Annotated in this window: 13 protein-coding genes; 3 read left to right on the top strand and 10 right to left on the bottom strand. The window is 39.3% G+C overall.

The genetic code is table 11. The annotated features are described in order from the left end of the window. Positions 1-116 precede the first annotated feature (116 nt). Complete coding sequence (locus tag H514_RS0107925; protein ID WP_027446473.1) at positions 117-896, bottom strand: Cof-type HAD-IIB family hydrolase; 780 nt, start codon at positions 894-896, stop codon at positions 117-119. Further along, a complete protein-coding gene (locus tag H514_RS22775; protein WP_051255083.1) occupies positions 871-1,779 on the bottom strand; it encodes a DMT family transporter in 909 nt (302 codons plus the stop codon). The genes H514_RS0107925 and H514_RS22775 overlap by 26 nt, the downstream gene beginning before the upstream one ends. A 497-nt stretch (positions 1,780-2,276) precedes the next feature. On the opposite strand from H514_RS22775, the gene H514_RS0107915 reads away from it, so the two are divergent. Further along, on the top strand, positions 2,277-2,486 hold the full coding sequence (locus tag H514_RS0107915) for a DNA-dependent RNA polymerase subunit epsilon (RefSeq protein WP_027446472.1): 210 nt from the start codon (positions 2,277-2,279) through the stop codon (positions 2,484-2,486). A gap of 3 nt (positions 2,487-2,489) precedes the next feature. Next, entirely contained in the window at positions 2,490-4,157 is a 1,668-nt protein-coding gene (rnjA, locus tag H514_RS0107910) for a ribonuclease J1 (RefSeq protein ID WP_027446471.1), read from the top strand. Between the two features lie 69 nt (positions 4,158-4,226). Here the strand turns inward: rnjA and H514_RS0107905 are convergent, their stop codons facing one another. The 4 genes from H514_RS0107905 to H514_RS0107885 form a co-directional block, all read right to left on the bottom strand. Then, positions 4,227-5,948: a pyruvate oxidase gene (locus H514_RS0107905; protein WP_027446470.1), complete on the bottom strand. Its 1,722-nt coding sequence runs from the start codon at positions 5,946-5,948 to the stop codon at positions 4,227-4,229. 542 nt (positions 5,949-6,490) lie between these two features. After that, a complete protein-coding gene (locus H514_RS0107895) occupies positions 6,491-7,162 on the bottom strand; it encodes a potassium channel family protein (protein WP_027446468.1) in 672 nt (223 codons plus the stop codon). A gap of 100 nt (positions 7,163-7,262) precedes the next feature. Next, positions 7,263-8,276, bottom strand: a complete 1,014-nt coding sequence (locus tag H514_RS0107890; protein WP_027446467.1) for a cytochrome d ubiquinol oxidase subunit II — start codon at positions 8,274-8,276, stop codon at positions 7,263-7,265. Continuing rightward, a complete protein-coding gene (locus H514_RS0107885) occupies positions 8,273-9,628 on the bottom strand; it encodes a cytochrome ubiquinol oxidase subunit I (protein ID WP_027446466.1) in 1,356 nt (451 codons plus the stop codon). The genes H514_RS0107890 and H514_RS0107885 overlap by 4 nt, the downstream gene beginning before the upstream one ends. A gap of 317 nt (positions 9,629-9,945) precedes the next feature. On the opposite strand from H514_RS0107885, the gene H514_RS22770 reads away from it, so the two are divergent. Beyond that, positions 9,946-10,239 (top strand): spore morphogenesis/germination protein YwcE, encoded by a 294-nt coding sequence (locus tag H514_RS22770; protein ID WP_051255082.1) that lies wholly within the window; start codon positions 9,946-9,948, stop codon positions 10,237-10,239. Positions 10,240-10,737: 498 nt separating this feature from the next. Here the strand turns inward: H514_RS22770 and qoxD are convergent, their stop codons facing one another. Genes qoxD through qoxA form a run of 4 tightly spaced genes read right to left on the bottom strand, consistent with a single transcriptional unit; the run spans position 10,738 to position 14,515 of the window. Next, on the bottom strand, positions 10,738-11,043 hold the full coding sequence (qoxD, locus tag H514_RS0107875) for a cytochrome aa3 quinol oxidase subunit IV (RefSeq protein ID WP_027446465.1): 306 nt from the start codon (positions 11,041-11,043) through the stop codon (positions 10,738-10,740). 1 nt (position 11,044) lies between these two features. Beyond that, positions 11,045-11,656, bottom strand: coding sequence for a cytochrome aa3 quinol oxidase subunit III (gene qoxC, locus H514_RS0107870; protein ID WP_027446464.1), 612 nt, complete (start codon positions 11,654-11,656; stop codon positions 11,045-11,047). A 3-nt stretch (positions 11,657-11,659) separates the two neighbouring features. Next, positions 11,660-13,612, bottom strand: a complete 1,953-nt coding sequence (qoxB, locus tag H514_RS0107865; protein ID WP_027446463.1) for a cytochrome aa3 quinol oxidase subunit I — start codon at positions 13,610-13,612, stop codon at positions 11,660-11,662. A gap of 18 nt (positions 13,613-13,630) precedes the next feature. Further along, positions 13,631-14,515, bottom strand: coding sequence for a cytochrome aa3 quinol oxidase subunit II (qoxA, locus tag H514_RS22765; protein ID WP_051255081.1), 885 nt, complete (start codon positions 14,513-14,515; stop codon positions 13,631-13,633). Between the last annotated feature and the right edge of the window lie 32 nt (positions 14,516-14,547).

The raw sequence follows: 14,547 nt of genomic DNA, 5'->3' as shown, positions 1-14,547 counted from the left end.
GTTATCGCCAAAAATGGCGAAACCGATGTCTTTTCTTATACTTTAAACCTTTACAATAGTTAAACTTCTTAAAGTGCAAAAAAAAGAAGCCTAAAACTAGGCTCCTTTATCATATATTACTTTTCTAATAAACCTACTAGTCTAAACCCATGAGAAAGACCATCTTCACTTACATCTTTCGTAACATGTTTTGCAAGCTTTTTCACTTCATCGGAAGCATTCCCCATCGCAACACCATTTGCTACATACTGAAGCATTTCACGATCGTTTAGGCCGTCACCAAATGCATACGTGCGTTCGTGAGGGATTCCAACACGTTCAATAAACTTTTGGATTCCGATTGCTTTCGACCCTCCCATAGGCAAGACATCCATCGAATATTCATGCCAACGTAAGAAATGCATCGTATCATAGGATTTGTGATATTGCTCTTCCTCATGACTCTCACAAAATAGAAGTGCCTGGTATATAGAGTTCTGTTTATAAAAGTTGGAATCGATCTCAGGGTGATCAAACTTTAAGCTACCTAGACTTTCACGTATGTGACCATAATCTTTTTCTGTTGCTCTCATACCTTTATGGTTCAAGAAAACCATAGGATGTCCTATCCCCTGAGCCTTATTAAATAAATGGTCTAAATCGTCTTTAGATAAAGGATTTTCATAAACCACCTCATCTTCAAACACGACATATTGTCCATTGAAACTAATATAGGAGTGTATGTCTAACTCTTTACGTAAATCTTCAAACATAAAAGGCGCACGTCCTGTTGCAATCGCAACGTGTACACCATTGTCTTTTAACTTTTGAATTGCTTCTCTCGAATCTTGAGGAATTTCTTTTTCATGATCTAGTATAGTTCCATCAATATCAAGAAACACGATAGGTTTTGTCATGTTGTATGCCTCGCTTTCTCTTTTTCTTCTCCCCTGATAAATAGACGCCTGAAAATACAAATAGGAGTCCAACCAACATATTCATTGTTATGGATTCTTGTAGGAATAGGGCTCCCCATATTATAGCTGTAATGGGCACTAAATAGGTTACGGTCATTGCAAATTCGGCTGTACCTTCTTGAATTAAAAAATACAACAAAAAGATCGCAATGCCTGAACCAAAGGCTCCAAGGCCAATAAAAGAACCAAATACTTCTGGCTTTAGAATGGCTGACCAATTCATTGTACCACGAACCATAGCAAAGAAAAGGCTATAAAATGATGCAAAAGTTAATGTCACAGCCGCTAGTGCAACAGAAGAAACGTGAGTTAATTTTTTCTTAGTAAATTGAGAAGAGAAACCATAGCAAAGGGTTGCAACTAACATAGTCCCTACTCCGATAAATGTATTTGAAGTAAATTGGTTTCCACTTACATCTGACAAAATAAATATACCTATAAATCCAAGTAGGATGCCTACCCACTGCAGACCTTTCAAACGACGTGAGAAAAATAGTAAACCTATAATAGCTGTAAAAATGGGGGTAGTTGCATTGAGTACAGATGCCAGGCTAGATGAGATGACGGTTTCACTTAACGCTATCATCCCCCAAGGAATGGCATTGTTCGTCAAACCGATTAAGGCAAGTTTCCCCCATGGTAAGGAAGATAACTGGATTTTTTCTTTCCAAATGTAAATCCCCCATAAAACAACTGCACCAAATAGGCACCTCCAAAAGACAACCTCCCATACAGATAAAGTATCAACCAAAATTTTAATAAATAAAAAGGATGTTCCCCATATACACGATAAAGCAATTAGACCACTATATAGTTTCTTCACAATGCTATCTCCCTTCTACCTCTTTCTATACTGTAAAGTGAAGATATTTATTTACGCAATAACTTTTAGAAATTATTACAATTTCTATTCTGAATGCACTTATATAATAGTGGGCAAAATGTTTAAAAATAGCTTATTTATCTAAACAACATGAAAAAAATATGAATTCTCTATTACCTATCTATTCATTTCTTGCCCAAAAGATACTATACTAGAGATAAGAGGGAAATGGTCGGCAGTTCGTTTTTTATAGCTTTTCTTCGTATAAGGGAAGGAGATGTTTGACATAATGTTAAAACGTTTGAAGAAAAAGCTTAAAAATCGTTGGAAAGATATCTTGAGTCGAAAATCGTATGCATAAATTTGGTTAACATCGTTTGAACATACCTTCTCTTGGATAAGTAAGAAGTATTATTACCATACTAAACAAAAACGTGCTATTATTGGATGCAGGACAAGAATACGGAAATTATTAGCAAGTTAGGAGAGATCTACCCATGATATTTAAAGTACTTTATCAGGAGAGGTCAGAAGAAGTACCTGTTCGTGAACGGACAACAAGTTTATATATCGAAGCCGAAACAGAACGTGAAATTCGTAAAAAATTAGCCGATCGCAAGTTAAACATTGAGTATATTCAAGCCTTAGATGGAGATCATCTAGAATACGAAAAACAATCTGAAGATTTCCAAGTGGAGAGTATTTAACAGATGAAATTCGTAAAAAATGATCAGACTGCTGTATTTGCACTCGGCGGTCTAGGGGAAATTGGAAAGAATACGTACGGTGTACAATTCCAGGATGAAATCATCCTAATCGATGCCGGTATTAAGTTCCCAGAAGATGAATTACTGGGAATTGATTACGTAATTCCAGATTACACCTATTTAGTGCAAAACCAAGATAAAATCAAAGGCTTATTTATTACTCATGGACACGAAGACCATATCGGCGGAATTCCTTATCTTTTAAGAGAGATGAACATTCCAATTTATGGTGGGAAATTAGCAATCGGACTTATTCGAAATAAACTGGAAGAGCACGGCCTTTTACGAAATGCAAAACTTCATTCCATTGAAGAGGATGAAGTCGTGAAATTCCGTAAAACATCTGTGTCTTTCTTCCGTACAACACACAGTATTCCTGACTCCTTCGGTATCGTTGTAAAAACCCCTCCAGGAAATGTAGTTCATACTGGAGATTTCAAATTTGATTTCACGCCTGTTGGAGAACCAGCAAACCTTCAAAAGATGGCTGAAATCGGTAAGGAAGGCGTACTTTGCCTCCTTTCAGATAGTACAAACAGTGAAATACCTGAGTTTACGATGTCAGAACGACGCGTAGGCGAAAGTATAAATGACATTTTCGGCAAAGTTAAAGGACGCGTTATCTTTGCTACATTTGCATCAAACATCCATAGGCTTCAACAAGTCGTAGAAGCCTCAGTGCAACATGGTCGAAAAGTAGCCGTTTTTGGACGTAGTATGGAAGCATCTATTAATATTGGTTTGGAGCTTGGTTATATCAACGCTCCAAAAGATACGTTTATTGATCATTCTCAAATTAACCGTTTACCGAGTCATGAAGTAACCATTCTATGTACTGGGTCTCAAGGAGAGCCTATGGCTGCCCTTTCCCGTATTGCAAATGGTACTCACCGTCAAATCCAGATTATGCCTGGTGATACGGTTGTATTCTCATCTTCCCCAATTCCGGGTAATACAGTGAGCGTAAGTCGAGTGATCAACATGCTATATCGCGCTGGCGCAGAAGTGATTCACGGATCTCTAAATGATATCCACACATCTGGTCACGGTGGCCAGCAAGAGCAGAAGCTGATGCTTCGCTTAATCCAACCGAAGTACTTTATGCCAATACACGGTGAATACCGTATGTTAAAAATGCATACTCAATTAGCTCAAGATATTGAAATGGATCCAAGTAACTGCTTTATCATGGACAACGGTGACGTTCTAGCCCTCGGTAAAGATAATGCAATGATCGCTGGTAAAATACCTTCTGGCTCTGTTTATGTAGACGGAAGTGGAGTCGGTGACATTGGAAACATTGTTTTACGAGATCGTCGCATTCTTTCCGAAGAAGGCCTTGTAATGGTCGTTGTTAGCATTAACATGAAAGAGTTCAAAATTGCTGCCGGTCCAGACATCATTTCCCGTGGGTTCGTTTATATGCGCGAATCAGAAGACCTGATCAACGAAGCACAAAAAATTGTGGCAAAACATCTAGACAAAGTCATGGAACGCCGCACAACTCAATGGTCTGAGATTAAAAATGAAATCACTGACACCATTGCTCCTTTCCTTTATGAAAAAACAAAGCGCAAACCAATGATTCTGCCAATCATTATGGAAGTGTAAGATACGTTTCTCCTTCCTATACAAAAATCCCATGTCGTTACGACATGGGATTTTTATTATGCACTTTTTTTAGAATAGACGCTTTATTCCAGTTTTCATCGGCGGTGGATCAATTTTTCCTTTTTCAAAGAATTCCTTAATAAGGTATTCACTATAATTCACCGCTTGTTCATATCCGATCTTGCCAGGAAGAGGTGCTTGGTCCTCAATTGCTACATCTATAATCGCTGGTTTATCTGATAAAAAGGCCTTTTTAAATGAGTCTTCTAGGTCTTCTTTTCTATTCACACGATATCCTTCTCCTCCACAACTTTCAGCAAATTGAGCAAAATTCATTTCACCCAATTCTGTTTTGTAATGAAGATGTCCCATCGCTTCTTGTTCATACTGGATCATGCCTATCTTACTATTGTTTAAAATGATTACCTTTATCGGTAGCTTATACTTTACAGCTGTTACAAAGTCTTGCATGACCATGGCAAAACCACCATCTCCACAAATTGCAACAACTTGTTTGTCTGGGTAAGCAACTTGTCCAGCTAGAGCCCCAGGTAAACCACATCCCATAGTAGCTAGCCAGCCTGAGATAATCATCTTTTGATGGATGAGTGGTAGGAACCTCGTCATCCATACTGTCACATTCCCTACATCACTTGAGATAACCGCATCTTTATCGATCACCTTTTCTAACGCATACATGACTTGAGGGCCTACAATTGGGTTCGTCTCATCCTTTTTTTGGAGCTGCATATTAACGCGCCATTCTTTCATTTGTTCTTGATACTTTTGTAAGTGCTCTTCATTTCGGTTCTCTGATAGGTTATTTATTAACCACTCAAGCGTATCTTTGGAATCTCCAGCAAGACCTATGGATACAGGATAGTGATTACCAATTCGACTTGGCTCTCGATCAATTTGAATAGCTTGGGTATCCTTTGGCAAAAAGTCACGATACGGGAATGATGTTCCGATCAATAACAGTAAATCTGCTTCTTTAACAGCGTTATACGCAGGCTTTGTACCTATTTGACCATGTTGCCCTAAACAATAGGGATGATTATCGGGTATAATCCCTTTAGCCAATAAGGATAATATAATTGGTGATTTTATGGTCTCAGCAAATTGAATCAGTTCATCTTGCGCATGAGCTGCTCCTTTACCAGCTAAGATTACTGGTTTATTAGCATTTTCAATTGCTTTTCTTGCTTTTTGTAAGGATGAACCTGCTGGAAAAACATCAGGTTTAGAGTAACCAGGTAGCGTAAGTTTTTTATCATATTTTTGTTTAATCGCTGATAGGTCATCAGGGATGATAAGAACAGACACCCCTTTGTGTGTATAGGCTGCACGCAGAGCTTGATTTAATAAGTCAGGCAATTGTTCAGCACTCTGCGCTCTTTTGTTATAAACAGCTACATCATCAAACATTCGCTCAAGGTTAATCTCTTGGAAAGCACCTGTTCCTACTGATTCACTAGGTACTTGCCCAACTATCGCTAATACAGGTACGCTATCCCCTTTGGCATCATAAAGACCATTAAGAAGATGCACAGCACCTGGACCTCCAATTGATAGACACACACCTGCCTTTCCAGTTAATTTCGCATAAGAGGCTGCCGATAGAGCCCCTACTTCCTCATGACGAACTTGATAAAATGGTAGCTCTTCTTCTCGTTTACGTAAATCACTCATAAGCTCATTTATCGAATCCCCAGGCATTCCATACATATGATCAACGCCCCACTCGATAAGCAGGTCCGTTAGAATCTCACCTGTTCTCTTTTCAAACACAAGCATCAATCCTTTCATCTACCATATGTGGTCTTTTATATGTATAACCTAATAGACTGAATAAGAAACCTTGGAATGAGATTCTTCTATTAAAGCCCCCTTATCTTGAAGACCTGAAATCGAGATAACTAGTGAGGTGGAGGTCCGTTGCTGGAAAAAGACCAATTTGTCACAAATAAGGTACCATATGTCCGTAACGACTCTCGAAATGCCTTAAAAGTTCAAAATAACGGAACAAATGTCCGCAAGCATTTCCTCTCATTATCAGCTGCGGTTCCGTTAATCACCATTCGGCTAAGGTGGGCTGTGGAACGGGTTGACTCCAGCGGAAGAACGGAGTGACGAGACCCCGCAGTGAGCTTGCGAATGAGGAGGCTCGGCGCTTCGTCCGCAGGAAAGCAACCCGTTCCACAGCCCGCCGCTCTGCATAAAAGTAACGGAACCATCCCGCACCAGCTTATTCAAGATAACTGCCATAATACTGAATAAAAAGCTTATCAAATAAAAACGCCTAGCCCTATAAAGAGCTAAGCGTAAGTGATTTAATCATCATCTTCAACAACTAAATGCTTCTCAAAACGAGATATGTCTTTGTCCTCACCAATAATAATCAGAATGTCACCTTCTACGATGGTTTCTGTAGCCATTGGCGATACGTTAATTTCTCTATCACGCTTTATAGCTACTACGTTACAGCCATAACGTGCGCGGATATCCAAGTCAACTAACGTTTTGCCGATCATCTTCTCCCCTGCTTTCACCTCAACCACAGAGTGATCATCAGAAAGCTCTAAGTAATCCAATACGTTGTTTGAAATAATATTGTGAGCGATTCTCTTCCCCATATCTCGTTCTGGGTGAACAACTTGGTCAGCACCGATTTTATTTAATACTTTTTCATGGTAATCGTTTTGTGCCTTAACTGTGATTTTCTTAATACCAAGTTCTTTAAGCATAAGCGTGCTTAGAATACTCGCTTGAATGTTGTCCCCGATGGCAACGATTACGTGGTCAATATTACGTATTCCAAGTTCTTTTAACACACTCTCATCAGTAGAATCTGCAATAACAGCGTGAGAAGCAATATCTTTATATTCATTTACTTTATCTTCATCAACATCGATGGCTAGTACTTCCATACCTTCGCGACTCAACTCTTTACAAATCGAACCGCCAAAACGACCTAGCCCAATAACGGCATATTCTTTCTTCATACCACGATCCCCCATCTTTCACAATTACTTTCATAAGTCTATCATATACAAAAAGAAAAAGGAAACCTGGGCAAAAGACCCCAAAGTTTCCTTCTCTCGTTTATTTCTTACCTTTTACATAATCCGCATCAAAAAGGAACATGCGCATGAGTAAAATCAGAGATGGGATTAACAAGAATAATCCTGCAATAAATGCGATCACTAATGCCAAGCCCATTGTATCGTTCACTACACTGCTCTCAATTGTAATGAATGGATCTAGCAAGTAAGGTAGATGCCCTGCTCCATACCCAAAGAAGGCAAAGAAGAACTGGAACATCACCATTATAAAGGCTAAACCATAACGTTTCTGCTGATAAATGAAGAGTAGAGCTCCTAAGAAAAACGCTACAGACAAGCCAAACATCCACCATAAATCAAGCATGTTTTCGAAATGACGTTGGTTATGCTGACTCATAGCAATGAACGTTGTTAACGAAGCTATGATCGTTGGTGAACTCCAGAACAATGTATACTTTCTCATTAGTTCTAAGGCTGGCTTATCATTAGCACGATTTGCGTAAAACGTTAAAAATGCAGCTGAGATAAATAACACTGAAACGATCGCAAGGAATACTACACTCCAAGAATAAGGGCTTGTAAGAAGCTCTTGGGTTAACAGACGGACCTGACCATTCGATTCTTCAATAAAGCCCCCTTCAGAAATGGTGAGGGCTGTTGAAAGTGAAGCTGGAATTAACAACCCTGTTGCCCCATACAAAAACATATAGGTTGAACTTTTTTTCGATCCATAGTTTTCGAACGCATAGAAGGAACCACGGATCGCCAGTAAAACGATGGCTATACTTCCTGGTATCAGTAGCGTTTGCCCATAGTAATACGCAGCATCCGGAAAGAACCCAACTAAACCTACGAAGAAAAATACGAAAAACACGTTGGTTACTTCCCAAACAGGTGATAGATACCTAGAGATTAGCTTATTAATGATATGATCCTGTTTGGTTATTTTAGCATAGTAAGCAAAGAATCCTGCTCCAAAATCTATCGATGCTACAATTAAATATCCATATAGGAAAATCCATAGGACGGTTATTCCGATCAATTCATAACTCATTCATCATCACCTCTATTCGAGATGTTCGGATAACGTTGTTCAAGCTCTAACTCTACTGGATTGTTACGGAATAACTTACGTAGAACAGTCACACAAAATACGCCTAGTAAAATATATAGCCCTAGGAACAATAGGAACATCCAGTCCACATGAGGAGATGTTGTTGCCCCTTCTGCTACTTTCATATAACCTCTTAGGATCCATGGTTGGCGACCAACTTCCGCAAAGATCCAACCAAATTCAATAGCAAGCATTGCAAAAGGTCCATTAAGGACGATTAGCCACAATAACCATTTATTATTTTCATTCCATCTTTTCAACTTAGAAAGCACAATATACAGGAATGAGACACCCATCGCATACATTCCAAGCATCACCATGAGATCAAACATATAGTGAATCCATAATGGCGGTGTAACATCTTCCTCAATTTTATCTAAACCTGTCACCTCACTATCGAATGATCCATGCGCAAGAAAGCTTAATGCATTTGGTATGCGAATGGCATTTTCTACTTCATTCTCTTCATTCAATGTTCCAAAGAGGATAAGATCTGCTCCCTTTTCTGTTTCAAAGTGCCATTCAGCAGCAGCTAGTTTTTCAGGTTGTTCTTTAGCAAGGAATTTAGCTGATAAGTCCCCTGCTACTGCCGTTGTAACAGCAAAAATGAACGTAGCCATCATTGTTAGTTTTAAAGCTTTCTTGTGATAAGGTGTTGCTTTTTTCTTTATAATATAAAAAGCTGTGATCGCTGCTAGAATCGCAGCTGAAGTTAAATAACTTGATGAAATCACATGAAACACCTTCGTTGGTGTCGCAGGGTTAAACATAGCTGCAAGCGGATCAATCGATGTGATCGTTCTTCCCTCTAGCTCAAACCCTTGAGGTGTATTCATAAATGCATTTACAGTTGTGATGAAAAAGGCAGACATGCTTGACCCAATTACAACAGGAATCGATAGTAACCAGTGATAAATAGGGTTTTTAAATCGATCCCAAGTATATAAATAAGCGCCTAAGAAAATAGCTTCAAAGAAAAACGCGAATGTTTCTAAGAATAATGGTAAGCTGATCACATTTCCTGCGACCTGCATAAAGCTCGGCCATAATAAGGATAATTGCAGACCAATTGCAGTTCCGGTTACAACACCAACCGCAACGGTAATGACAAATCCTCTCGTCCAGCGTCGAGCTAGCAATGTGTAGTGGGCATCTTTCTTTTTAATACCAATGAATTCTGCTATGGACACCATAACCGGAATTCCTACACCGACTGTAGCGAAAATTATGTGAAATGCTAGCGTTAATGAGGTCAACATTCGACTCATGATGACACTATCAAATTCCATCATACCCGCAACCCCCTTATATTTATCTAGTAAATTCATTTCATATCATTGTATTCATACTTTGTCCTATATCCACTATGTGTACAGTATAAACGCTGTGAGTCATTTTGTGTGCTGAAGATCATGACACTTTTGTGACATACTTCACAAACTTTTCTGTACCTTGAGTATACGAACCTATGAATCTTTGAACAAGTCTTTTGCTTTTTCAATTATTAACAAAATTTTTATGTAAGGGTTTTCATTGTTATTTGATACTGATATAGTAGGTATTAAGAAACTGTTCACAAATTTGTCACAAACATTAAGGAGTGTTTGATATGGATGTATTGATGGTTTATGCGCTATTTGCAACATTCACCCCACTTTTTCTATGGATTGAATACCGAAAAATGGCCGTCATTCAACTGCCACTGATCGTAGGAATGTGGAGCTTTTTGATTATTGAAATCGGAGGCTTAACAGTGAACCCTATCATATACGCATTATCACTCTCCCTACTTGTCATAAACATTCTTTATGCTCATGCAGCTCTGATTGTTGGATTAGTTAATGATTCAAAAATGCGTGGCAAATTAGATGATATGTCCAAAGCTGTCAGTCGAACTTCATAAAATTACTTAAGAAAATAACCGAGCTAATTTAGGCTCGGTTATTTTTATTATGGAGTTGGAAGGATTATGTTTGTGGTTTAGAAAAGTTTGTTTTTACTCAGTATTATGGCAGTAATATGGAATAAAGCGTAGAGAGGTTCCGTTGCCAAAGTGATCTAAAGCCTTATATGTAGAGCTAAAATACAGTTTCCTTAAGTAAGAGATAAAATGATCTCAGCCATGGGTCCGTTAACTTCCATATCAGCAAAGGGGTGAGGGAAACGACAAACTCCCGCGGTAGAAAGGGCAGATGAGACCCCGCAAGGAGCGTAGCGTATGAGGTGGCTCAGCTGGTCTTCCGCAGGAGTATTGGCGTTTCAACGAACCCCTTACTCCTCACAGAAGCAACGGACTCCTCTCAACTTATCTCGATATCAAGTTTTCCACATAAGTGGGTTTTAAAGCAATAAATCACACATAAAAAAAAGAGCTTGGATGATTCTCCAAGCTCTTTTTAACTTACATCATAGAGTGCATCATTGCGTTCATAACCCAAATGGATCCGGCTACGATTACAACTGCGATGAAAGCACTGAAATAAATCGTGCCTTTTTGTGCTTTCCCTTCCCCTTCACCAATGTGCATGAACATAAATAATTGTACAGCAGCTTGAAGAAGGGCCAAGGTAACGATTGTCCATACGATCGCTGTTATGGATAGGCTTGAATATAAAGCAGCCCATACAGCTAATAACGTTAAGACAATTGAAAAGATAAATCCTAATACGTGATTCCAAGGAAATTTATTGTGATTGTTTCCTGCCATATTACATCACCATCCCCATCAAGTACACGCCTGTAAAGATAAAGATCCAAACAACATCAAGAAAGTGCCAATATAAAGAAATGATAAAGGCTTTTCTTGTTGTTGTCGTATTTAAGCCATGACGTGCAACTTGTATCAAAATCATAATCATCCACCCGATACCTAAAGAAACGTGAGCTCCGTGTGTACCAAGTAATGTGAAGAAGGATGACCAATATGCACTTGTTTGGATTGTAGCACCTTCATGTACATAATGGATAAACTCTTCTATCTCAAAGTATAGAAAGCCTAACCCTAGAAGAAGCGTAAGGCCGAACCAGATCATTAATCCTTTTTTACTTCCTCGTCTCATTTCATGAATTGCAATTCCACAAGTAAAACTACTCGTTAAAAGGATAAACGTTTCAATCAAGACACCTTTGATTTCAAATAATTCACCGGGACCTGGTCCATCAGCAAGTCTCCCGGTCAGCACAAAATACGTTGCAAATAATGTCGCAAAAAGTGCAACTTCAGCTCCAAGAAAAATCCAGAAACCAAGAATGTTTAATCGACTTTTTTCTGTTTGATATTCTAATGGCTTGTTTGGATCAATTGTTTCTGTGTGTCCCATGTCTTACGCCTCCTCTCTACGAACATGTTCTTCAATTTCTTTTATTTCTTCTACTTCAACGTGATAGCCTTCGTCAGGGTCAAAGGAACGCATGATCATCGTAATAACAACGCCTATAGCCCCAGCAACCCCCATCCATATCCATTCAAATACAAGGCCGAAACCTGAAATAAATAAAAATGTGGACATAATCACCGGAACTCCTGAGTAGTCAGGCATATGAATCGGTTCAAGCTTGTCTTTCTTAAGATCAAGATCTTTCTTACCCTCTTTCTTCATACGCCAGAATTCATCTAACCCACGAACCTCCGGAATTTTTGCAAAGTTGTAGTACGGAACTGGTGAAGGTGTTGCCCATTCTAGGTTACGTGCATCCCATGGGTCACCTGTAGTCAATCTAGGCTCGTAACGAATAGAGTAATAGATGTTATAAACTAGAATGACAAAGCCGATCCCCATCATGACGCCACCGACTGAAGCCACAGCGTTCAGTTCGAACCATCCAGAACCTTCTGCGTAGGTGTGAACACGACGCGGCATACCTGCGAACCCTAAGAAATACATAGGGAAGAAACATACGTTGAATCCGATCATGAATAACCAGAAACTCCACTTTCCTAATGTTTCATTTAATTTGTGATTAAATAATTTAGGATACCAGTAATATAGCCCTGAGAAACAAGCGAATACTGTTCCTGAAATCAACACATAGTGGAAGTGTGCTACAAGGAAGTAGGTATTGTGATACTGATAGTCTGCTGCTGCCATAGCAAGCATTACCCCTGTTACACCACCGATAACAAAGTTCGGAATAAAGGCTAACGACCAAAGCATGGCTGTGTTAATCTTGATCCGTCCTTTATACATCGTAAAGAGCCAGTTAAAGACTTTAACACCCGTTGGTATGGATATCGCCATTGTTGTAACGGAGAAGAATGAGTTAACACTTGCATCAGCACCCATGGTAAAGAAGTGGTGAACCCATACAACGAAACTCAGTGCTGCAATGATAACCATGGAATAAACCATAGCTTTATAGCCAAAGAGATTTTTTCGTGAAAACGTCGAGATAACCTCTGAGAATATACCAAAGGCTGGTAGAATAACAATATACACTTCAGGGTGACCCCATAACCAGAACAAATTCGCCCAAAGCATCGGCATTCCGCCATCTACCATTGTGAAGAAATGTGTTCCAAAAATGCGGTCTAACGTCATTAGTGCTAGTGCTACTGTTAACACGGGGAATGCGAAAATGATAATGATACAAGTGATCGCACTCGACCACGTGAACATAGGCATACGCATTAACGTCATACCAGGTGCACGCATTTTTAGTATCGTAACAAGGAAATTTATCCCCGTTAATAACGTACCTATTCCGGCCACCTGCAGACCTAGTAAGTAATAGTTTTGCCCTGGTCCAGGACTCAGCTCATTTCCTGCTAGGGGTACGTAAGATGTCCACCCCGCTCCAGGTGAGCCTCCGATAACGAAGGAAATATTAAAGAGCATGGCACCCATAAAGAATGTCCAAAAACTTACCGCATTCAAGAATGGATAAGCAACGTCTCGTGCTCCAATTTGTAATGGTACAACCACGTTCATAAGTCCAATTAAAAATGGCATAGCCATGAAAATGATCATGATGGTTCCATGTGTTGTGAAAATTTCGTTATAGTGTGTGGAATCCAAAAATTCAGTTTCAGGCATAGTTAGCTGTGCACGCATTAAAAGTGCATCGACTCCACCCCTGAATAACATAAGTACAGCTGAAAGAATGTACATAATGCCTAATTTTTTATGGTCAACAGTGGTGAGCCATTCCTTCCAGAGCCATCCCCATTTTTTATATTTAGTTAAAACGAAGACAACTCCAATCATGGATAAGATGATTGAGACATCAGCTCCATAGATCAACGGATCACCGGTGACAAAAAATTCATCTAGTTTCAATTCTGTCCGCCTCCAATCTTAATGTGAGCTTTCCTCTTCAGGGTCATATCCTAAGCGTTCTCGCACGTTTACTGTGTATTCCGCATTTTTGGCGTGATCAACATACTGTAAATGCGTTGAAGAGAACGTTTGTCGCTCTACATGACCAGGAAGAAGCATATGATCATATTTATCTTTAGTTAGCTTAGGTGCTTTTTCTTGGGTTTTATCAACCCACTTTTGGAACTCCTCAGGTTTTTGTGCATAAACTTTAAACCTTTGCTCAGTAAAGCCTTCACCTGTGAAGTTTGCGTTACGGCCGTTATATACGCCTGGTTCATCAGCTTGTAAAAATAGCTCAGTACGCATGCCATTCATATTGTATTCCTGTCCACCTAAACGAGGAATCCATAGAGCCGCCATGGAATCAGCTGATGTTAGTTTAAACAGAATTGGTCGATCTTCTGGAATGTGAAGATAGTTTACCGTTTCAATATCTTGCTCTGGATAACTGAAGAACCATTTCCAATCTGCAGAAGTCGCATGAATGACTAGAGGCTCTTTTTCTTTTGTACTGCTTGGTGGTTCTTCTAATTGATAAATTGTATTTACAGTCGGTACAGCAAGAAGGACAACGATAATGACCGGAACTCCTGTCCAAAGCAATTCTAGCCATATGTTTCCTTCCATCTCTTCTGGTTCATGTGTTTCGTAACCAGGTCTCTCTCTGTAACGAACTACCATAAATGTGAACAGCGCAAAAACAACTGCAACAATAAATAACATGAGCGCTATGGACCAGAAAATTAAGTCCTTTTGTGCCTCACCAACCGGACCCTTAGGATCCAAGACAGGCAATGCACTACACCCACTAAGAAACACTAGCAAAAAACTCCCTAGCACGAGTGGTTTAAAAATTCTCATATGAGGTCACCTACCTAATTCTTGATGTAATT

Origin of the sequence: Pontibacillus marinus BH030004 = DSM 16465 (genome assembly GCF_000425225.1) — a bacterium.
Lineage (GTDB): Bacteria > Bacillota > Bacilli > Bacillales > BH030062 > Pontibacillus > Pontibacillus marinus.
Note: the sequence above shows the minus strand (reverse complement) of the source record. Positions and strands in the feature narration are given on the sequence as shown.